Here is a 21,066-nt window from a genome sequence, read left to right on the forward strand (position 1 = left end):
CGGGCGGGCGACGCCACGGGGGGTGGCCGACATCGCCGAGGCCGGCGTGGGCACCACGGCGACGATCACCGACGGCGCGCCATCTCCGTCATCTCGGTCATCTCGACTTGGTGGCCCACAGGATGACGTTCGTGCCGAAGAACTTCTTTCGCCACCCGATGTTCTCGAAACCAAGTCCGTTCAGAATCTTGGCGATGTGTTCTGGCGACTCGAAGGTGAGTGTGCTGGATTCGAGATACGTGTAGGACGATCGATCGCGAGCCACGACGGCTCCCAGCAGCGGAACGACGGTGCGAACTCCCCACTTCACCACCGGCCTCGCCAGGCCGCTCGGTGGGCACGTTTCGAGGATCACGATCCGGCCACCGGGCTTGAGAACTCGGTACTGCTCGCGAAGCACTCCGTCCAGGTCTTCGACGTTCCTGAGGAGATAGCCCTCGGTGATCCCGTCGAAGGACTCGTTCTCGAACGGCAGGCGGGCCGCATCCGCCTGCTGCCAACAAATCGCGCTCGCCCCGGACTTGACCCTTGCGCGACTCAGCATCTCCTCCGAGAAGTCGACGCCTGTCACGGTGGCGGAAGGGAATCTCCGTGCCGCCTCCAAGGCGATCACACCTGTCCCTGTGGCCAAGTCCAGGAGTTGTCCGCCGGCGGGTGGCGCGACACGTGCGGCCACTTCACGGCACCACTTTTCATGGCGGCCGAGGGTCATGACAAAGTTCATCCGGTCGTAGTACCCAGCGATCTTCTCGAAGATCCCGTGCACTTGGGGGCCTTTGCCACGAGGCGTGCGGTCAATGGTCACCTCTCGGACCTCCTCCATGCCGACCATGGCCAAGGAGATCATGTTAACCACTGGCTCCGCTCTGAACGGGGCGAGAACCAGCGCCTGTTCATCACAACCTGAGGGACACCGGCTGGCGCAAAGCTCCTATCCGGGCGCAGGCCCAGGGCCGGGCAGCGGTTTCAGTTCGGTCACCTCGTACTCGATCCGGACCTCGTCAGCTACCTTCAGCGCACCCAGGAAGGCGGCGTACGGCTTGATACCCCACGTGGACTGGGCGACAGCCGCCCAGCCGCACACCATGCCGTCGCCGTCACTGCCGCCGTGCACGGTGACACGACGGGGTCGGCCCTTGATGGTGAGGTCCCCGGTGATCTCGAAGTCCTCGGGTGTTCCCGTGATGTCGACGGAGCGGAATGCGATGGTGGGGTACTTCACGGTGTGCAGCAGCGCCGCGCTGCCCAGCGTCCGTTCGATCTCGGACCGGTCAGTGTCGGTGAGCGGTTTGAGTCCACCGGTCCCCTCCCTCACGGTCAGTGATCTCGTCTCGACCGTCACGGTCACCGACGACTTCCCGGGGTCGTCGGCGACGATCATCGCTTTCCCCGCCCATCGGGTGGCCTCGATCACGAGATCGTGGCCCGCACTCCGGCCGAACCCGGCGCGACTGGTCCTGATCAGCAGACGGCTGGTTGGCGGTCCGAAGGCATACACTCCATTACACACTGTCACGTGAGTGACTGTAAGTGATGGGTGCACGCGTTCAAGAAGGCCACTCGGCGCGTCTCCGCCGCCGAATTCCGAGCAGCCGCGACCTCTCTGACCGGCCCGCCGCCTGTGCCCGTGGAGGGGCCTTTGATTTGCCGTTGGCAGGCCGCCCTGCTCATCCGGGCCGCCGCTTGGCCAGCGCCTCATGAACATGGCGCCCCACAAGGGCGCCCCCGAAGACCACGAATCCGACCCCGATGAGCCAGGACTGCACGATGAGTATGGTGCCCACGGCTCCATAGGTGACCGCGTTGGTGACGATGAGCGGTGAGAAGATCTGGTAGGAGAACCAGCGCAGCCCGATCAGGCCCAGCATGGTGGCCACCGCGCCGGGCAGCAGGGCCTTCCAGGAGACGCGCTCTCCGAGGAGGAAGTGCTGGGCCCACCAGAAGAACAGCACGCCGAACAGAAGGGTGAGTGCGACGCGGATGGGGAACTGCCAGGTCCCGCTTCGCAGCACCACTCCGCTGTGCACTTCGGCGAACAGATAGGCCGTCATCGCCGCGAGCCACACTGCGCGGCGCCACACGGTGTGCCACCGGCCTGAGGGCAGGTCCCAGACGCGTTCGTACCCGGTTTGCACGCTTGAGGCGAAGGTGAGTCCGAAAAATGCCAGGGCGGCCACGCTGAAGACGCTGGTGGCGCTCAGTACCCGGTGAGGTGCGGCGAACAGCTGCTGCACGGCGTGGGCGGGATGTCCGGACAGGTCCATGCCGTCGGTCACCCAGGAGGCGAAGCCGCGACGCCGCAAGGGGGAGGCCGCGGCGACGACGATCAGCAACGGGGCGAGCGTGACCAGGGCAAGTGCGGCGAACCCCATGGATCTCTGGAGCAGTTCGAGATCGCTGCCGTGCCGCCAGAGTCGTGCAGCGGCCGAATGGTGCAGGTGGGAACGCCACCTGTAGTACAGGAATGGTCGGCCGCTCCGCGGCGGGCGTGATGAACCCGTCATGCGTTCAGGCATCCCCCGCGGCTGTACAGGCATCCAACGTCCAGGTGCCTGAGGGCGGTCCGTTGTCGCTCATCATGCTTGCCGATCAGCCTCTCGTGGCCCCCGTTCTCGTACCCGCCATCGTCGCGGACTTTCGCCGTGCGACCACGGAGGTCCGCGTTCATGTCTTATGGGTCGGCCGTTCCCACAGTGCGGGTAACCCCTGGCCCGGTCGAGTCTCCTGCCCGCATGGCGCTCGTCAGTCAGCGAAGAAGCGGCACCAGCACGACCGGGACGAGATCCAGGCAGAAGTGCATCACGATCGGTGCCACAAGGCTCTGCCGCCACAGGTAGACGATGGCGAAGGCCACGCCCGTCGCGGCGACCGTCAGCACCCCCGCGGCGCCCTGGTAGCCATGGCCGATGGAAAAGACCGCCGACGACAGCAGCACTGCCCAAACGCGGCTTCGAAGAACGCTGGTGAGCCGCAGGATCAGGTACCCACGAAAGATCGTCTCTTCGGCGATCGCGACCACCGCGACGAGTACGACGGCGAGGAGCAGGCTGCCGAAATGGGGGGCGGGCAGCAGGCCCGTAGCGGGTGTCCGCGGTCCGGACAGGCCCGCAGTCCGAAGGGCGGCGTTCAGTACCTGCATGCCGATCAGTACCGGTACCGAAAGAACGATCCCCACGATGATCTCCCGCCCGACGGTGCGGCGGACCCAGCCAACGGCCGCGACGGACTGCCGACCACGGGACAGCAGAAGCAGGATCAGGGCCACCAAAGCCACATCGCGCAGGATCGTCGCGGCGGCGATCAACGGGAACGGCAAGGTGCCCTGGCCGACCACAAGGAACGACAACGCCATCGACGGCACGATCAGCAGCAGGAAGACGCCCGTCTCGGCCAACTCCTGGCGGCGGGTGAGGACACCAGCGGTCGGCTCATCCTGCATGGGAGCTCCCCGTGTGCACATTCCGACCTTCAGGAGATCACTTCGGGCGCGCCGCCCTGATCCTTGCGCGGCCCCGCAGGCACCGCAGGCACCGCAGGCACCGCAGAGCCAAGCCTGGCACTTAACGGCCGCTTTCGCCCGTGCAGGCAGGCAGGCCACCGGCCGAGGGGCTGCCGCAGGCAACTGGCGTGGCGGACGGAGAGGGTTTGACGAACCGCGTGAACACGGACAAAGAACATAGACGCGCATGGCGTATGCGAACCACCGCAAGGGGAACCCGCGGACGTGCCGTCCTCGGCCATGACGCGGGTGCCTGCAGCACCCGGTCGGCCCGTGCGGGCGGCCGGTTCGACGCTTGGGGCGCGGGTACTCGTGATCCGGGGACTTCGCGGCGGCAGCAGTCGACGAACGTCGCCGAGCCGAGAGGTAGGAGTGATGGAACCGTCGCTCCCGAGTACGGGTACCAAGGAAATTTCCGTGTCGCCGGTGAGCTCCCACAACGAGTGGGATCCGCTGGAGGAGGTGATCGTCGGGCGTCTCGAGGGTGCGACGATCCCCTCCCACCATCCGGTCGTGGCATGCAATGTCCCGCCATGGGCCGCGCGACTGCAAGGCCTTGCCGCCGGCTTCAGGTATCCACACTTTCTGATCGAGCAGGCGCAGCAGGAACTCGATCAGTTCATCACACTCCTCGAATCCCTTGGCATCACAGTCAGGCGGCCCGACGCGGTCGACTTCAAGCAACGCTTCGGCACGCCGGACTGGTCGTCCCGCGGTTTCTGCAACACATGTCCGCGTGACGGTCTCCTGGTGGTAGGGGACGAGATCATCGAAACCCCGATGGCATGGCCTTGCCGGTATTTCGAGACGCATTCCTACCGATCGGTCCTCAAGGAGTATTTCCGGCGGGGGGCGCGCTGGACCTCAGCACCGAAGCCTCAGCTCACGGAAGAGCTGTTCAGGAAGGATTTTCGTACCCCCGCCGCGGGCGAGTCGATGAGGTACGTCCTCACCGAGTACGAGCCGGTGTTCGACGCGGCGGATTTCGTACGCGCAGGACGCGATCTGTTCGTCACTCGAAGCAACGTCACCAACGGCATGGGGATCGAGTGGCTGCGCAGACACCTGGGGTCGGCGTACCGAGTCCATGAGATCGAGAGTCGCTGCCGTGCGCCCATGCATATCGATACGACGTTCGTTCCGCTGGCGCCCGGCAAGGTGATGGTCAATCCCGAGTACATCGACATCGATCGCCTGCCCCCGATACTGAAGTCCTGGGACATCCTGATCGCTCCGGAGCCCGACCCGATCGACGAACCCTTGCTCAAGATCACTTCGATGTGCGGAAAGTGGTTGAGCATGAACACGCTCATGATTGACGACAAGCGTGTGATCGCCGAGCGCCATCACACCAGGGCACTGCGGGCACTTGAGGACTGGGGCTTCGAGCCCATTCCGTGCGACCTTTTGCACTACGCGCCGTTCGGCGGATCATTTCACTGCGCGACCCTCGATGTCCGGCGCCGCGGCACGCTCGAATCGCATTTCCCATGAGGGACCCAGCCGTAGCAGCCGTAGCAGCCGTCCGGCGACGCCCGCTGCGTCCCGTGGCGCTCACGGTCGAAGGCCACCGCGACCCGGTCGGCGGGCGGAGGGAAGCGCCGGTGAAGGAAACACCATCGGCGTACGGGATGACCCGTCATCGTGCTCTCCCGCTCACCGCTGCTGGCCGACGAGGCCGGCCGGCCACAGCAGTCCCGGACGGATCAGCAGTGAGAGCGGCGAGCCGCCCTGCTCCTGGCCGGACTCCCGCGGCGACTCGGAGCACCTGGGCGGGCAGCCCGGCCGGCACGTCTGCTCACCGCGTCTGCCGGACCGAGAGGGTGATCTGCTGCACGCGTAGAGGATGCGACAGGCAGTCAACTCTTGGTTGACAGGCAGCAGTTGACAACCTTAGGTTGACGACATGACGCAGATTACTCCGCCGGTCAGGCTCGACGACCTGATCACGGCGATCACCGAGAACCACACCAACGCCCTCGACCAGTTGGCCGGCGCGGTCCTGCTGGCCGACCACATCGGCGAGGTCGCCGACCATCTCATCGGTCACTTCGTCGACCAGGCCCGTCGCTCCGGCGCGTCCTGGACCGACATCGGCCGCAGCATGGGCGTCACCAGGCAGGCCGCCCAGAAGCGGTTCGTCGGTAAGCCCGAGGCCAAGCCGTCGAACGCTTTCGAGAAGTTCTCACAGCCCGCTCGCAGCGCCATCGTCGCCAGCATGAACGAGGCCAAGCTGGCCGGCAACGCCGAGATCGTCCCCGCGCATCTCGTCCTCGGCCTGCTCGGCACCGAGGGCACAGCGGTCGATGCCCTGCGAGCGCAGGGCATCGACCTCGGCCAGGCGCGGGACACGGTAGTCGCGGCCCTGCCGGCGCACAGCGACGCCGATCCGGTGCTGACTCCGTACGACGCCCGCGCGAAGAAGGCGCTCGAACTGGCGTCGCGGGCGGCCCTGCGGCTCGACGACGACGGTGTCGGCACCGGCCATGTTCTGCTGGGGTTGCTGGAGGAGGAGAACGGCGCCGGGGTGCTGTCCTCGCTGGGCGTCGACGCGGCGGCGGCCGAGAGCTTCATCGCGGACGCCGCCGACGAATCACCCGCCAACCCGTAGCGGAACCGTCTGGGTGGGCCGTGCTGCGATCGACAGGCACCCGCACCCGGGGCCGTCCAGCCGAGCACACGGCCTTCACCAGGTGACGGGTGGTTCGGCGAGTCCGCCGGTGAGGCGGTCGTTGCGCAGGTGTGGTTCGTCGCGGCGGACGGCGAGTTGCAGCTTGTGTGGCCGGGCGGGGATGCGGGTGAAGGCTTCTTGGAGTTCGATGCGTCCGGGGCCGGCACCGATGCAGTAGTGGGACCCGTGGCCGAAGGTGAGGTGCGGGTTGGGGTTCGAAGGCGACATGACCACGCACCACAACCCCGGCGCCTTCGAAACGATCGTGAGCCCCACCGGGTCCTTCGCCTTGCTTCCCGACCGTGAAAGCGCGCAGACCGCGCTCACCGCCATGCTGCACCGGGCGGGCTTCGCAGGCAGGGTGATCTGACGCATGGACGAGTGGACACGACTCTCACCGCATTTGCCGAAGTCCGGTCGTCGGGGCAGGCGGTGGAGCGATCAGCGGGAGGGGCGAGGCGTTCCTGGAGCTGCTGTGCGTGCAGGTCATTCCAGGTCCCTGATCAGGTGCGCGAGTTGGCGCAGGCCCGGTGCGAACGCCGACTCGGGAGTGTTGCCGTATCCCAGGACGAGCCCGTTGTGGGCTGCGTCGGGGAGCAGGGAGTACTGGGACAGGGGCCAGGGGGCCATCCGGTGGCGGCGGGCGGCGCGGGCCAGGGGTTGGTCGGGGGCATCCGGCGGCAGTCGCACGGTCAGGTGCATCCCGCTGTCCCCGCCGGTCACGGTGTGGGGCACGTCGAAGTGTTCGACCAGTGCCGTCCTGAGCGCGTCCCGTCGACGGCGGTAGAGGCGGCGCATGCGGGCGAGGTGTCTGCTGTACTGGCCGCTCTCCATGAAGTGCGCGAGGGCGAGTTGTTCGCAGCGATGCCCGCCGCGCAGTAGCTCGTCCACGACCGGCGCTGCCCGGTCGACCAGCGGCTCGGGCAGTACGAGGAACCCCAGGCGCAGGGAGGGGAACAGGGTCTTGCTGAAGGTGCCGACGTAGAACACGGGCGCGCCGGGTGTCAGGCCCTGCATGCAGGCGAGGGGTGCCCCGCTGTGGCGGAGCTCGCTGTCGTAGTCGTCCTCGATGATCCAGGCGCCGTGCAGGCGGCACTTCTCGATCAGGTCGAGCCGTCTGGACGCGGTGAGGACCGCGCCGGTCGGGTACTGGTGCGCGGGGGTGGTGCAGACGAGGCGGGGTGGGCGGTCCTTCCAGTCGGACGCGGAGGTCCGCAGGCCCTCCGCGTCGACCGGGACGGGTACGACGGCCAGGTCGCCGCAGGCCAGCGCGGTCTGCGCGCCGCGGTAGCCGGGGTCCTCGACCCAGGCGGTGTCCCCCGGCTCGGTGACCAGCCGGACGCACAGGGAGAGCGCTTCCTGCGCTCCTTCGGTGATGACGACCTGTTCCGGGGTACAGCGCATGCCGCGGGCGAGCGCGAGGTGATGCAGGACGGCGGTCCTCAGTGCCGGTTCACCTTGCGGTGGGCCGTAACCCAGCAGCTCCGTCCCGCCCCGTTGGAGCGCCCGGTCCAGGGAACGCCGCCAGGCCGCCAGGGGAAACTGGTCCAGGGCGGGGACTCCCGGTGTGAAGGCGAGAGAGTCGACGTCTCCCAGGTCGGACTTGCGGATCCGCTCGGCACGCCGCGACAGGGTGGCCGGGGTCGAGTGCGCGCGATTCTCCGGCTCTGGGCGGGCCAGTGCGGCGATACGGGTGCCCTGCCTGCTGGGCTCGATGTAGCCCTCCGTGCTCAGCACGTCGTACACGAGCGTCACGGTGTTGCGTGACACCCCGAGACTCTCCGCCAAGGTACGCGAGCCCGGCAGACGACTGCCCGCCGGAAGCCGGCCGTCGAGGACGGCGGCCCGGAGGCGGTGCAGGAGTTGCTTCTGCAGGGAATCCCCGCCGCGCGCCCGGGACAGCGGCTCCTGGAGCAGGAAGTCGAACTGCGGCCCGAGGGCTTCGCTGTCGGCCGGCACCGCTCCGTCTTCGCTCACCACGACCTCCATGTGCGCAGGATCCCGTCGTGGCTCCATGGAATGACCCTACCGTGGACCTTATCGAGGATCCACGCGGTGCTTAGCCTGGCAAGGACCGGCACACACCAGGAGTAGAGCATGTCCTCAAGTCTCAACGAATACGGCCAGCCCGTCGGCCACCCTCTGCCCGACTGGGCGGCGCGTCCCGCGCCCGCCCGGGTCGCCCTCGAGGGCCGCTTCTGCCGGGTGGAACCCCTGGACGCGGACCGCCACGCCGACGACCTGTTCTCCGCCTATGCTCTCGCGGCGGACGGCAGGGACTGGACGTACATGACGACCGGTCCCTTCGACGACCCGGCCGACTACCGCACCCACGTGACGACGGCGAAACAAGTGGACGACCCCCTGCAGTACGCGGTCGTCGACTTTCGCACCGGCAAGGCCGTGGGCACCCTCTCCCTGATGCGCCAGGATCCGTCCAACGGCGTCGTCGAGGTCGGCAGCGTGGCCTTCTCACCGCTGCTGAAGCAGACTCCGGTATCCACGGAGGCCCAGTTCCTGCTCATGTCCTACGTCTTCGACGAACTCGGCTACCGCCGCTACGAGTGGAAGTGCGACAGCCTCAACGCGCCCTCGCGAAAGGCGGCGCTGCGGCTGGGCTTCACCTTCGAAGGGATCTTCCGCCAGGCCATGGTCTACAAGGGCCGCAGCCGCGACACCGCCTGGTACTCCGTTATCGACTCCGAGTGGCCACACGTCGGCAAGGCGTTGCGAGAGTGGCTCTCGCCCGACAACTTCGACGCGGAAGGCCGACAGAAGCGGTCCCTGTCCGTCGTCCGTGTATCCGACGAGGAGCCGGGACGCTGACGATCCGACACCACACCCGGATTCGCCTTGGCCGCGGCGGGCATGCTCACCATGCTCGGCGCCGTCTCCGCGGGCTCCTGGCCCCGCATGATGCCCGGCATTGTGGCGTTCGGGATCGGCGCCGGTCTGTTTAATGCCGCTCTACCGCGGCACGCCGTCGACAGCGGGCCGCGATGGGCTCCGGCGTCAACAACACGGCCCGGTACATCGGTTCCGCCGCCGGGGTCGCGTTGACCATCACCGTTGCCACCGCCGCCCCGGGCCAGCCGTCCTACGGCGCGGACCTGGCCTTCACCGTCTCCGCCTGCCTCACGCCGGCCGGAGCCGTCACCGTGCTCGCGCTGAGAACGCGTGTGTTAGGAGATCTACTGCAAGTCAGCGCCGGCCTTCACGGTGTTTCAGCGGCACGCTCGACAGCTCGGCGGCAGGCAACGGCGCGCCATCGTACCCCTTCACCTCACCGAATCGCCGGCCTTCCATCCAATCCCGGCGCGCCTGAACGATCTCTTCCGATGACCGTCCGACGAAGTTCCACCACATAGCGAGCTGTGCCGGCGTTTCCGCAGCTCAACGGCATTGCGGCGCTGGCGGTCAGTTCTGAATCCGGGTGCGAGTCGTACGTGGAAGATCCAGCCGCTCACCATCGCGCACGCCCTGTGTCCACCCCTGCCGTGCCGCCGCTGTCACGCCGTCAGCTTTGCCCGGAGAGCCGCGCGGGTGCCGCATGAGCCCGGCGCTCCTCGCTTCGTCACCCCTGAACAAACCCCCGGAGACGCTATGGACATGACATGTCATGAACCCTTAAATCGAAGCGATGTCAGAGGCCACCGTCTCTGACCCCCCACACGCGCCCCCGGGCGCCTTCCCGAGGAGACCGATGAGTCGGATACGGCACATCCAAGGTTCTCGTCTCGCCGTGATCGGCACCGCCACCACCACCGCGGCCCTGCTGGCCGCCGCCCTCGCACCGGCTCCCGCCGCGGGCGCGACCAGCAGACCCAGCCGGGCCACCGCGATCAGCAACGCTTCGACGGCACTGGAGCGCCAGGCCACACGCCTGGGCCTGACTCCCGCGCAGGGCACCAGCGTGCGGGACGTGATCGTGGACGCGGACGGCAGCCAACATGTGCGCTATGACCGAACATACCGTCATCTCCCCGTGCTGGGCGGCGATTTCATCGTCCACCTGACATCGAACAGCTCCTACCACAGCGCGGACCGAGCCGTGAGCCGCGCAATCTCCGTGCCGACGACCACCCCCGCGGTCAAGGCACCGAAAGCCGCCGAGCTGGCCGCCGCCGCGCTGCGCACCACGCATGCCGGTACCTCGCTGAGGAACGTGACCGCCAAGCCCCAACTCGTCGTCGACGCGCTGCACGGCGATCCCCGGCTCGCCTGGCGTACCAACGCGGTGGGGCAGGACTCTCTCGGCAACCCGGTCGCCCGCACGGTCCTCACGGACGCGCGCACCGGCAGCCAGATCGACGCCTGGGACAGCATCGAAACGGCGACCGGCGACGGACAGTCCCTCTACAGCGGCACGGTCCCACTGGAGACCACGCAGTCCGGATCGACGTACCAGCTCAAGGACCCCACCCGCGGCAACACCTACACCGGCGACGCCCAGAACAAGACGGACCTGTGCATCCTGGGCATCTGCTTCAGCCGCGCGCCCGCCACCCTCTTCACCGACTCCGACAACCAGTGGGGCTCTGGCACGACATCGGACCGGTCGTCGGCGGCGGTGGACGCGCAGTACGGCACCAACGAGACGTGGGACTACTACAAGAACGTCCACGGCCGCAACGGCATCGCGGGCGACGGCAAAGGCTCGTACAACCGTGTGCACTACGGCTCCAACTACAACAACGCCTTCTGGGACGACAGTTGCTTCTGCATGACGTACGGCGACGGCGACGGAACGACGTTCGGGCCGCTGGTCGCGCTGGACGTGGCGGGTCACGAGATGTCGCATGGCGTGACATCCAAGACCGCGGCGCTGACGTACTCAGGTGAGTCGGGCGGACTGAACGAGGCGACCTCGGACATCCTCGGGACACTGGTGGAGTGGTACGCGAACAACCCCTCCGATCTCGGTGACTACCTGATCGGCGAGAAGATAGTCCGGTCCGGCTTCGGCAAGTCGGCGCTGCGGTACATGGACCAGCCGTCCAAGGACGGCAACTCGGCGAACTACTGGAGCTCGTCCGTCGGGAATCTCGACGTCCACTACTCCTCGGGCGTCGCCAACCACTTCGCGTACCTGCTCGCAGAAGGAAGCGGCGCGAAGACCATCAACGGGGTCTCGTACAACTCCCCCACCTACAACGGCTCGACGGTGACGGGCATCGGCCGGGACAAGCTGGGCCAGATCTGGTACCGGGCCCTTACGGTCTACATGACGTCCTCGACGAACTACGCCGGCGCGCGCACCGCCACGCTGAACGCGGCGAAGGACCTCTACGGCGCGGGCAGCACTGAGTACAACGCAGTGGCGGCAGCCTGGAGCGCGGTGAACGTGGGCTAGCGGTACCTGATCCACGAGCGGCCACCTCGGTCACGGACCGGGGTGGCCGTGTGATGATGCCCGAGGCCTGCTCATGGAATACGGACGATCACGGCCAGGAGGGCTGCCACGAGGCAGGTCACGCTCAAGCCGACCCACACGCGGGCGTCGGCCTGGCGACCCGGGCCAATGTCTTCGACGAGTTCCGGGCGATCCTGCTGGACGCCCACCGGCTGGGCCTGTTCGACGACAACCCGTCACCGGGGTCAAGCCGCCGCAGTACGCACCTGACCGCGCTGTCATTCCCTCGGGCTACGCGGCGACGTGCGCGATCGGGCGTGTCCGGCAACGTTCGACGAGGCGGCGGCGCCCCTCAAGGGACAGGGGCGCGTTGCGATGAACCATGGAGCTTCCGATAGTGCTGGATGGGGCGTGTTTTTGGAGTCGACCGCTCGGAGCTTCTCGAAGTCGATGGCCCGGCCTCGATGGTCTTCGTGTGTGCCATCGTGGCATTGCCGTTATGACTGGCGGCTGGTGAGGACGGTTCGTAGCTCCGCGCCCTGGTCCACCTCGTCGAACAATGCCGCCGCTCGCGCGGCGGTGTGCATGGCCCGGCGCCCGGTACTGAGCAGCCCCAGGACCACGATGCTCAGGCCCAGGGTGAGCACCATCCACCAGACACCGCGCTCTGCCCTGGTGAACGCGGTCCCGTCGCGAGGAAGGACCGATCCTACGATCGCTCCGGAGATCGCGACGCCCAGGGTGGTGCCGGTCTGGCGGCTGGCGGAGGCCAACGAGGCGGCCACCCCGGCCATCGAGCGAGGCATGCCGGAGACAGCCGTGTTGGTGATGGGCGGGTTGACGGTGCTCAGGAAGAGACCGAACAGCAGATAGACCGCCAGCGCCGCCGGTAACGGGGTGGCCGGTCCGAGCCATAGTGACGCGGCACCGCCCAGGGCCAGCGCGCCCCCGGCGACCGCCAGCGGCAGCCGGGGGCCGTGCGCACCAACCAGCCGACCGGTGACCGGGGAGAGCACCACGACCAGCCCCCCGACCGGGAGCAGGCGAAGATCTTCCCGCGCTTCGGTCGGGTCACCACGACGCAGGACTACCTGTAGGCGTCCACGCCGAGCCTCGGACCTGTCCGGTCGATGGTGTTGCGTTTCTTGTACCGCTCCTCGTCGAAGCAGGGGGCCGTCCGCCCCGTGAGCCTTTGCGCAGGCGGGCGGCCCGGCTGTCGGTCTTCTCCAGGATGGTGTGCCGGATGCCCCGCCGCCGCAGGTATTCGCGGCACGTTGCTGTGGGCCTTGTCCGCCGCGACGCCGGCGGGCTTCTTGCGGGGCCGGCCCGGTCCAAGCTTGGGGACGCGAATCTTGTCCAGCGTGGACGTCATCGAGGCCGTCCGCTGGCGGTATTGACTGGCTACTCCTCGGGCTCCCAGGCGATCAGCTGCTCGAACACCTGCTGGTCGCCCTCGATCTTCAGGTCGCTCAGCGTGAGGCGGCCCCAGACGAAGAGGAGCAGCTGCTCGGCCGTGCCCGTGGCCGAAGCGGAGGCGGGCGCGGCGTCGTCCGTGAGGGGTGCGGGCCAGGCGCCGGTGCCGTCCAGCGCGAGGAGCCAGGAGCGGCCCTCGGTGGCGTGGTAGTGGATGGTGGCGGCCTCGTGCGGCCAGGCCGCCGGGGTGGAGTTGCAGGTGTCGAGAAACTCGGCCACGCCGTCGATCGCGACGTCCGCCGGCATCGGCTGCACGGCGCCTGCGGCGAGCTGGGCGTCGTAGGTGTGCACCAGCACCTCGTGCACCCGGCGCCGGGCAACGCCCCAGGCATTCGCCGGCGACACGCCGGCGCCCCACCACGCCCAGCACTCGCGCTCCGGGCCAGCCTCGCGCAGCGCACTCAGCAACAGCTCGTTCGACTCGGCGTACCAGGCCAGCAGCGACTCGAGCTTGTGCGGCACCTCCGCGGCATCCTTGGCCGGCGGAGCCTCGGCCGGGCCCGCGGCGACGATCGCGGCCCACCAGCGCTGGCCCGTACCCAGGTGCTGCACCAGATCGAACAAAGTCCACTCGGGGCAGGACGGCACCGGCGCGTCAAGGCTGGGCGCGGCGGCAACCGCACTCCGGAACGCGGCCGACCGCTCGTCGATCAATTGCAGCAGGGCGGAATACTCAGGACTCTCTGTCACATCGCTTACCTATCACCCCAGCTCAGCCGACCACACCCTATTTTTAGGCAGTCAGCATGCGGGAGTTTGAGCACCTGATAGAAATCCTGGTCGTAGCCAAATCCCCTTCCTGGCTGACTCGTTGAACGCGTCATGGGGAAGGGGAACGGTCCTCCGTGGATGGTGCCGGATGACCTGTGGGGGCGAATCAAGCCGTTGTTGCCGGTCAGGCAGCGGCGTCCTTCCCTCCCCCCGCTCTACAGGGCAAGCCCGTTCAGATGTCACCCGATCGTGCTTCAGTCCGGACTCGCGTATTCAACTGTCGCGAGAACTGCTGCCCAAGCGTCAGTGCAGTCACTGTATGTGCTGGGGGCGTCGCAGAGTCTTGGCCTGTGCTGTGCAGCAACTCGCGTTCTGGCCGTTAATGGCTGACCTGCTCTCATGCCGGAGAAGGTGCCCAAAGCGATCAAGCGTGTGCGCAAGCAGGACCTCGTAGGACCGAGTTCGAAGAGCGAGCGCCTTGACCTCGGCAGGCCGGCCGCCGAGCAGCAGCGTTTCGACGCCAACACCCGGCGCCGGCGCAAGGTCCCCGTCAGTCGCTGTAGACGCCGACCTCTTGAAGTGAGAAGCCCCACTTGGTGCCGCGCTCCAGGCCGTGGATTCGTACGTAGCGCGCCGGAGTTCGGGTGAACCGCGCTGTGTCCAGGCCGCCGTCACCAGCGGTCGTGGACCATGCCGTCTGCCAGTCCTTGCCGTCCTGCGACAGCTCGATGCGGTACGACTTCGCGTATGCCGCCTCCCAGTCGAGGGTGACGCGCTTGACCGGCTTCGCAGAGCTGAGGTCGATCTGCAGCCATTGGTCGTCCTTCCACTCGCTGGCCCAGCGGGTGCCCTTGTCTCCGTCCACGGCCTTGCCGGGAGCGAAGCTGACGAACGGGTTCCACCACTCCGAGGTGGACGCCGAGGCGGCCGCACCCGAGGCCAGATTCACCCCGGACTTGTACTTCTCGGCGTTCCCCCAGGTGCGCAGGTAGGATTCGGCACCCGTGAAGAGGTCGTCCACGACCTCCTGGCCCCCGACGATCCGGATGTCCTCGATCCAGTCCGGGACCATGCCGTAGTGCGCCGCGCCATCGGTGTTGAAGTCCCATGTGCGCTCGCCGGTGGTCTGCTTGTCGATCACCGAGCCGCCGTCCGTGCTGCGGAAGGGGTACTTCACCGGGTTGGGGGTGTCCCCGCCCCGCGGGCCCGGCCAGCCGCCGACACCGTTCATGTCGGTGCCGTAGCCGTAGCCGACCTGGTACTTCTCGCGCAGCGCGTCCGTGCGCCTGGCCTCCGCGCTGAACGCCGCGGAGCCGCTCATGTACTGGGCGGCAAACCCGCCGAGCTTGTAGAGCCGCTCGGTCCACCCCAGGTCCATCCAGCTATGCGAGGAGATGACGCCCGGGTACGACTCGGACTCGAGGACGTCGAAGGCCTGATCCGCGGCCTTGACGCTCATGTGGTCCAGTTCCAGCATCATGTGGCGCTTCATCAGCCCGCGCACCGCGTACTCCCCCAGGCTGGTCAGCCCGCGGGTGTTGCACTGCGCGCCCGAGGCGTACGAGGGGACGGCGACCCCCTTCGGCAGTTGCTTCTCCGCCTCCGCCGCCACCGCGTTGCCGATAGGGTTGTCGTGCTGCGGGCCGCGGCAGGTCTCCGTCTTCCAGAAGGTGCCGGTCGACAGGAACTGACCAACGTTGATCGCCGTACCGAGGGCGCCGGAGTCGAAGCGCACCCCGCACAGGGCATTGTCGAACTTGTGGCACAGGAACATGCTGCTCACGCCCAGTTCGCGCAGCTCGTCCAGGCCGCGGTCGATGTCCTCCTTGCTGCACTGCGCGATGTCCAGGATCTGCTTGCAGCCGAACGGCTCGGAAGTCTCGACCCCCAGGACGACGGCCAGCTTGCCCTGCGCGATGACCTCGCGGGCCTGCGCGCTGCTGGTGACGATCCGGAACCAGCCCTTGCCCGGGCCGCCGTACATCTTGTCGATGAAGGCCTGCATGTCGTACGACTTCTTCGCCTCAAGACGGATGGCGGTCATCTCGTCGCAGCTGCGGTCCTTGAAGAAGTAGACCGAGCAGATCACGCCGTTGGTGACCAGGTCGTTGACCAGCACCCGCTGGCCGCCGCGCCATGCCCGCTCGATTCCGGCGTAGTAGTTCTGCTGGTGGGTCAACGAGTCGTGGGCGGGCCAGTCCTTGAAAGTGGGCCACCCATTGGGGTCGTGCCTGCCGTCGCCGCCCTTGGTGACGAAGTCGAAGATGGCGAGCGAGCCGTCGGGGTAATGCTCGGGGCAGTCCTTGAGCGCATCAGCGACGCCCTGCTCCGAGAACGGCTTGCCGCAGATCAGCCGGCCGCCGAAGCCCTCGTTGGCCATGATGTGGTCGTGGGCGTCGACGAAGCCTCTTACGCGGCCCCGGGCGTCGGTGCCCTTGAAGGGCTCGCCCGTGACGTCGATCTGCGCGTCGGGCGTGGGCCGCGCGGTCGGGGTCCACCAGCCGGGGTCGGGCTCCGCCGCGGAACTGGGCATCGGGCCGAGCACCAGGGCCACCACGGCGAGGAGCAGTGAAACCACCGTGAGGGATCTGACTCTGTGGTGCGGAGGTAGAACCATGGTCATCACTCACTTCGATTGAAGTTACTGACGGGTATTCAGGATTGTGACCGCCGTCGGCGGAGTCAACGGTCCGGACCGATAAACATGAGGATTTCTCAACTTTTTGTGAACTCAGGCTCGGTTGCGTTCAGTTGGGGGTTGATCGAGTCTCGAGGATCGAGTGGCCCGGCCGGACAGGCCCGCCCGTCCGGCCATCGTCAGGCCACGCTGCGGATGCGGTTGACGAGGAGGCCGCCGATGAAGATGCCCAGGGCCGCGGTGGCGTAGAGGCTGGTGTAGCCGCCGAGGTGGGTGATGATCGGCGAGGCGAGGGCGGGGGCGAGGACCTGCGGGCCGGAATTGGCGATGTTGATGACGCCGAGGTCTTTGGCGCGGTCGGCGGCCTCGGGCAGAACTTGGGTGACCAGGGCCTGGTCGACGGCGAGGTAGATGCCGTAACCCGCGCCGAGGACGGCCGCGGCGGTGAGGGCGGACGGCCAGGTGTGGAGCAGGGCGAGCAACACTGCCGCTGCGGCCATGACCAGCGAACAGAGCACGACGAAGACCTTGCGGCGTCCAATGCGGTCGGACAGGACACCGGCGGGGATGGACGTGAGTGCGGCGCAGAGGGTGTAGATCACCGTGAGGATCAGTACGCCAGTGCCGGGGTCACCGTAGTGGACGGCGTCGGCGAGGAAGTAGAACAGGTAGAGGGTGCCGAGGGCGTTGCCGAGGTTGATCAGGAACCGGGTGAGCCAGGCCCAGCCGAAGTCGGGGTGCTGCCGGGGGCTCACCCAGAGCGACCGGGCGAAGGCGCGGGCGTTGAAGGCGGGGCGCAGTGCCCGGGGCAGGCGCGGCTCGGAGTGACGCAGCACGAAGGGGACGGCGAGTGCGACGGTGAGCACGGCGAGGGTGCCGTAGCCGGAGCGGACACCGGTGATCAGCAGTGTGGTGATCAGCGCGCCGAGGACGAGACCGAAGGACTGCATGAGGCCGGTCCAGCCGGAGACCTGAGCGCGTTGGGTGAGCGGTACGCGGTCGGCGACCGGGGTGGTGACCCCGGCCAGCATCGCGTTCAGGCCTGCCTGCGCGAGGCACCAGCCGATGGCGACCCCGGCCACGGTGCGCTGGGTGGCGGTGACCGACAACCCCGCTGCCCCGGCGAGGGCGCCGCCGAGAATCCAGGGCCGACGGCGGCCGAACCGGCTCGTGGTGCGGTCCGACCACGCGCCGGCGAGTGGGTTGGCCAGCATCGCGACGAGCGCGCCGAGGCCGGTGACGAGCGAGAGTGCATCGTTCTTGCCGTGCGGGTCGATGTGCTCCAACTGGAGTGGCAACAGGATCTGAATGGGTGTCATGAACGCCATGAAGACGGCAAGCGTGGCCAGCGAGAGGTTCACCGTCCAGCCGGCCCCGACCGGGACGGTGGGCTCGGCGAAGACGGCGGCGTCGTCCGCCGCGGAGGCGTGGGACATGACGACTCCGCCGCTCAGGACCGCTGGGAGGCGATCAGGTCGCGGTACCACTGAAAGCTCGCCCGGGGCGTGCGACGTTGGGTGGCGAAGTCGACCTCGACCAGACCGAAGCGCTGGTGGTAGCCCTCGGCCCACTCGAAGTTGTCGAGCAACGACCAGGCGAAGTAGCCGCGGACGTCCACTCCGCGGGACACGGCGCGGGCGACCGCGGCGATGTGTCCGGCGAGGTACTGGATGCGCGCCTGGTCGTGCAGCCCGGCTGGCTGCGAGCAGCCGTTCTCGGTGATCCACACCGGCGGAAGGTCGTCGCCGTAGCGGGCCTTGAGGCCGGTGAGCAGTTCCGTGAGCCCGTCGGGGACCACCGGCCAGTCGAACGCGGTTCGCTCGTACGGCTCCGTGGGCTCGGTCAGGTCGAAGGGCAGCGCGGCGGCAGGATCGGCCGGGGCGGTGACCCAGGTGGGGTTGTAGTAGTTGACGCCCAGCCCGTCCAACGGTGCGGCAATCGTGGCGAGATCGCCGTCGCGCACCACTCCTCCCCAGCTCGGGTCGGTCATGCCGTAGGCCGACAGGTCGGGATAACTCCCCAGCAACAGTGGGTCGTTGAAGAGCCGGTTGTGCAGGGCGTCATAGGCGGCGGCCGCCGCCACGTCCTTGTCCTGCTGGGCGTCGTAGCGCAGACGGACAGGCGTGCAGTTGTTGGCGATCAGTATCTGCCCACCTGGAACGGTGGCCCGCAGCGCCGCGGTCGCGAGACCATGGCCGAGCAGCTGGTGATGTGCGACGGGCAGTGCGTCCAGCATCAGTGCGCGGCCTGGGGCGTGGACGCCGAAGCCATAGCCGAAAGACATGTGAACGAAGGGCTCGTTCAGGGTGATCCACCGCTTGACCCGATCGCCCAGCCGTTCCGCGACCACGGCCGCGTACACGGCGAACCGATCGGCGGTCTCGCGGTTCAGCCATCCACCCTCGTCCTCCAGGGCCTGCGGCAGGTCCCAATGGAACAGGGTGGGTGTCGGCTCGATCCCGGCGTCGAGCAGCGCGTCGACCAGGCGGTCGTAGAAGTCCAGTCCGCGCGGCTCGACCCTGCCCGCGCCGGTCGGCAGGATGCGAGGCCAGGAGACCGAGAAGCGGTACGCGTCGAGCCCGAGTCGGCTCATCAGCGTGACGTCCTCGTCGAACCTGTGGCGGTGGTCGCAGGCAACGTCACCGGTGTGGCCGTCGCGTACGGCCCCGGGGCGCCGTACGAAGGTGTCCCAGATGGACGCTCCCTTGCCGTCCTCGTCGGCCGCGCCCTCGATCTGGTACGCGGCGGTCGAGGCGCCCCACGCGAAGTCGGCCGGGAGCCGGGGGAATCGGATGGCATCGGTGGAGCTTGTCATCACTGGCGCCTGCCTTCATTGGTGATGCGCGAGTCGCCCAGGTTGGGGCTGCCCGCGCGAGGCTCCGAAATTCTGCCGACGGCCGCTCTTCGTGCCCCAACGGCAGCCTGGGGGGCGGCTGTTCGTGACCGGGGCACGCCGTCCAAGGTGGCCGCACCGTAACATGAACTACCGTTCACGTTCTATGGGTCGGGCCTGGCCGCGATCTGGCCGGCGAGGAGGGGGCGCTGCTCGGACAGTGGCAGTGTTGTCCGGGCCCCAGGGCGAGCGTCGAGGCCGAGACCACGGTCCGCGGCGGTGGACCTCGGGTGGCTGGGCTCGGCCGGCGCGAGTTGCCGGGAGGGCCTCGCCGGGATGGTTGCCCGTGTCACGATGCTCAGGGTGCGGGCTGGTCAGCGCTGGTGCCGGTCGGCCCGACAGTCCGGGCCCGCGGCTCGAGGCCCGGCGAACTGCTGAACACCTCGGTTCACCCTTCCGCGGCCGTCAGCCGGCTGCGCAGGTCCTCCCAATAGGCGTTCAGCATCCGCTTGAGCTCGTCCACCGCTTCCAGGTCCGGCTCGCCTTCACTCTTGAACACCTCGTGCAGCACGGCGTTAGCGGCCCACACCACCATCCGCGTCGCCCGTTGCGCCCGGTGGCCGCCGGGCCCGCCGGTCAGGTGCTCCACGATGCGCTGCAGGCCCTCGGCGATGTGTGTGTTGCTCGCCTCGTCGGCCCGCGCGAGCTCGGGACTGAGGTGCCGCCCGGCCCACAGAGCCACGCCGCCCGCCTGGGACCGGAAGAGCTCGGCGTAGACGCCGACCATCACGCCGACCGGGTCGGTCAGTTCGCCCTCGACGGTACGCTCGACGAGTTCGTCGATGGTGGCCTTGAAGGCATCGAGGTACCGCTGGCCCAGCGCGTCCACGACGGCGCTCTTGTCCGGGTAGAACTGGTAGATGCTGCCGACCGGCGCGCCCGCCTCCTGAGCGATCCGCCGCATCGTCAGCGCCTCGTACCCCTCCTGGGACAGGATCCGGTCGGCCGCGGCGAGGATGGCCTCGACCCGGGCTCGGCTGCGTGCCTGCTGAGGCTGCCTCCGCAGCCGCGCCCGCGACGTCGGCTGCGGCTTGCCTGCTTCCGTCACCACATGCCCCCGGTCGTCCGATGACGTGAACGTAGCACGCGGCCACGGAGTGGGAACCGGCCATGCTGCGCCCCCGCTCCGTGCGCCGGCTACAAGACTCCTGACCATGCGGTTTGTGCGTGCCGGAAAGTGTGTTCCCGAACTGGCGCCGCGATGCCTCAGCGCGACCTCCACGGCGAACGTGCCAGGGCCACTTCAACGAGTACCCGGACACCTGCCGGCGCCCACGTGAAGGTGCACCAGTTGGCCCGGCTCCTGCGTGGGAGGAGAGGTGGCCCAGGGTGTAGCCGAACAACGTCTTGCCGCACGCTTCCAGGGGGCGTGCGGCGCGTCAAGCGGCCGGTACGCGCCCTGTACCAAGGACCGTCTCCTCCCGTTGGCCGGGATCCCTGGCGCGCATACCGCCCCGCACCCCACAGGCCACCGCAGCACTGCGGCGCCCGATCTGCGGCTCATGCCGGAGTTCTACGCAGCGTAGTCAGCACCAAGTCAGCACGGGAAGTGCTGGGACGGGTGATGACATCAGACGCGGCAAGCCGATGCCTGCCAACGCCAGCACTCATGCGTAGCCCGCCCCCAGCCACATCCACGGCAGGCGCGGCCAGCAGCACGAAGCGTCGAGTACTCAAATCTTGTTGACCCCCGACAACGTCTCGGCAGGCGCCTCACTCCCACATGCAGTCGCGCAGCCCGCCACCCCCAGGGTCAGCAACAGTCCGGTCGGCACCGATCCAGCCGCAACGGCCCGGGCGGCGACGGCTGTCGGCAGCGCCGCTACGG

The 21,066-nt window shown here is 68.1% G+C and carries 17 protein-coding genes and 1 pseudogene; 5 read left to right on the top strand and 13 right to left on the bottom strand.

What is annotated here, in order from left to right; translation table 11 throughout:
• Nucleotides 1–97: 97 nt before the first annotated feature.
• From ACWDEX_RS29375 to ACWDEX_RS29390, 4 genes are all read right to left on the bottom strand, one after another.
• The gene (locus tag ACWDEX_RS29375; RefSeq protein ID WP_450467344.1) at nucleotides 98–832 is read right to left on the bottom strand and encodes a ubiquinone/menaquinone biosynthesis methyltransferase; all 735 of its coding nucleotides are present in this window, start codon (nucleotides 830–832) and stop codon (nucleotides 98–100) included.
• A 99-nt stretch (nucleotides 833–931) separates the two neighbouring features.
• The gene (locus ACWDEX_RS29380) at nucleotides 932–1,414 is read right to left on the bottom strand and encodes a YceI family protein (protein ID WP_450467345.1); all 483 of its coding nucleotides are present in this window, start codon (nucleotides 1,412–1,414) and stop codon (nucleotides 932–934) included.
• A gap of 253 nt (nucleotides 1,415–1,667) precedes the next feature.
• Nucleotides 1,668–2,372 carry a YhjD/YihY/BrkB family envelope integrity protein gene (locus ACWDEX_RS29385; RefSeq protein WP_450467346.1) on the bottom strand — a complete coding sequence of 235 codons (705 nt, stop codon included), beginning with the start codon at nucleotides 2,370–2,372 and terminating at the stop codon, nucleotides 1,668–1,670.
• A gap of 374 nt (nucleotides 2,373–2,746) precedes the next feature.
• Nucleotides 2,747–3,394, bottom strand: a complete 648-nt coding sequence (locus tag ACWDEX_RS29390; protein ID WP_450467347.1) for a CPBP family intramembrane glutamic endopeptidase — start codon at nucleotides 3,392–3,394, stop codon at nucleotides 2,747–2,749.
• Nucleotides 3,395–3,874: 480 nt separating this feature from the next.
• On the opposite strand from ACWDEX_RS29390, the gene ACWDEX_RS29395 reads away from it, so the two are divergent.
• Both ACWDEX_RS29395 and ACWDEX_RS29400 read left to right on the top strand, forming a co-directional pair.
• On the top strand, nucleotides 3,875–4,993 hold the full coding sequence (locus ACWDEX_RS29395) for an amidinotransferase (RefSeq protein WP_450467348.1): 1,119 nt from the start codon (nucleotides 3,875–3,877) through the stop codon (nucleotides 4,991–4,993).
• Nucleotides 4,994–5,405: 412 nt separating this feature from the next.
• Nucleotides 5,406–6,110, top strand: coding sequence for a Clp protease N-terminal domain-containing protein (locus ACWDEX_RS29400; RefSeq protein WP_450467349.1), 705 nt, complete (start codon nucleotides 5,406–5,408; stop codon nucleotides 6,108–6,110).
• Nucleotides 6,111–6,185: 75 nt separating this feature from the next.
• Here ACWDEX_RS29400 and ACWDEX_RS29405 read toward each other — a convergent pair whose 3' ends face one another.
• Entirely contained in the window at nucleotides 6,186–6,398 is a 213-nt protein-coding gene (locus ACWDEX_RS29405) for a hypothetical protein (protein WP_450467350.1), read from the bottom strand.
• On the opposite strand from ACWDEX_RS29405, the gene ACWDEX_RS29410 reads away from it, so the two are divergent.
• Entirely contained in the window at nucleotides 6,397–6,540 is a 144-nt protein-coding gene (locus ACWDEX_RS29410; RefSeq protein WP_450467352.1) for a hypothetical protein, read from the top strand. The two genes, ACWDEX_RS29405 and ACWDEX_RS29410, sit on opposite strands and share 2 nt — an antisense overlap.
• Nucleotides 6,541–6,656: 116 nt before the next feature.
• Here the strand turns inward: ACWDEX_RS29410 and pdxR are convergent, their stop codons facing one another.
• Complete coding sequence (pdxR, locus tag ACWDEX_RS29415; protein WP_450467354.1) at nucleotides 6,657–8,186, bottom strand: MocR-like pyridoxine biosynthesis transcription factor PdxR; 1,530 nt, start codon at nucleotides 8,184–8,186, stop codon at nucleotides 6,657–6,659.
• Between the two features lie 81 nt (nucleotides 8,187–8,267).
• Between pdxR and ACWDEX_RS29420 the strand changes: the two genes are divergently transcribed.
• Entirely contained in the window at nucleotides 8,268–8,996 is a 729-nt protein-coding gene (locus ACWDEX_RS29420; protein WP_450467356.1) for a GNAT family N-acetyltransferase, read from the top strand.
• A 375-nt stretch (nucleotides 8,997–9,371) separates the two neighbouring features.
• Here ACWDEX_RS29420 and ACWDEX_RS29425 read toward each other — a convergent pair.
• A pseudogene (locus tag ACWDEX_RS29425) lies at nucleotides 9,372–9,545 on the bottom strand (pirin family protein); the annotation flags it as partial.
• A gap of 328 nt (nucleotides 9,546–9,873) precedes the next feature.
• Between ACWDEX_RS29425 and ACWDEX_RS29430 the strand changes: the two are divergent.
• The gene (locus tag ACWDEX_RS29430) at nucleotides 9,874–11,523 is read left to right on the top strand and encodes a M4 family metallopeptidase (RefSeq protein ID WP_450467358.1); all 1,650 of its coding nucleotides are present in this window, start codon (nucleotides 9,874–9,876) and stop codon (nucleotides 11,521–11,523) included.
• Nucleotides 11,524–12,020: 497 nt separating this feature from the next.
• Here ACWDEX_RS29430 and ACWDEX_RS29435 read toward each other — a convergent pair whose 3' ends face one another.
• From ACWDEX_RS29435 to ACWDEX_RS29460, 6 genes are all read right to left on the bottom strand, one after another.
• Entirely contained in the window at nucleotides 12,021–12,917 is an 897-nt protein-coding gene (locus tag ACWDEX_RS29435; protein ID WP_450467390.1) for an MFS transporter, read from the bottom strand.
• Nucleotides 12,918–12,924: 7 nt separating this feature from the next.
• Nucleotides 12,925–13,686: a maleylpyruvate isomerase family mycothiol-dependent enzyme gene (locus ACWDEX_RS29440; protein ID WP_450467360.1), complete on the bottom strand. Its 762-nt coding sequence runs from the start codon at nucleotides 13,684–13,686 to the stop codon at nucleotides 12,925–12,927.
• A 571-nt stretch (nucleotides 13,687–14,257) separates the two neighbouring features.
• Nucleotides 14,258–16,330 (bottom strand): galactose-binding domain-containing protein, encoded by a 2,073-nt coding sequence (locus tag ACWDEX_RS29445; protein ID WP_450467362.1) that lies wholly within the window; start codon nucleotides 16,328–16,330, stop codon nucleotides 14,258–14,260.
• Nucleotides 16,331–16,524: 194 nt separating this feature from the next.
• Nucleotides 16,525–17,781, bottom strand: coding sequence for an MFS transporter (locus ACWDEX_RS29450; protein WP_450467364.1), 1,257 nt, complete (start codon nucleotides 17,779–17,781; stop codon nucleotides 16,525–16,527).
• 14 nt (nucleotides 17,782–17,795) lie between these two features.
• On the bottom strand, nucleotides 17,796–19,160 hold the full coding sequence (locus tag ACWDEX_RS29455; protein ID WP_450467366.1) for a GH1 family beta-glucosidase: 1,365 nt from the start codon (nucleotides 19,158–19,160) through the stop codon (nucleotides 17,796–17,798).
• A 466-nt stretch (nucleotides 19,161–19,626) separates the two neighbouring features.
• Nucleotides 19,627–20,286, bottom strand: coding sequence for a TetR/AcrR family transcriptional regulator (locus tag ACWDEX_RS29460; protein WP_450467368.1), 660 nt, complete (start codon nucleotides 20,284–20,286; stop codon nucleotides 19,627–19,629).
• Nucleotides 20,287–21,066: the final 780 nt, after the last annotated feature.

Source organism: Streptomyces sp. NPDC001020, assembly GCF_053599115.1.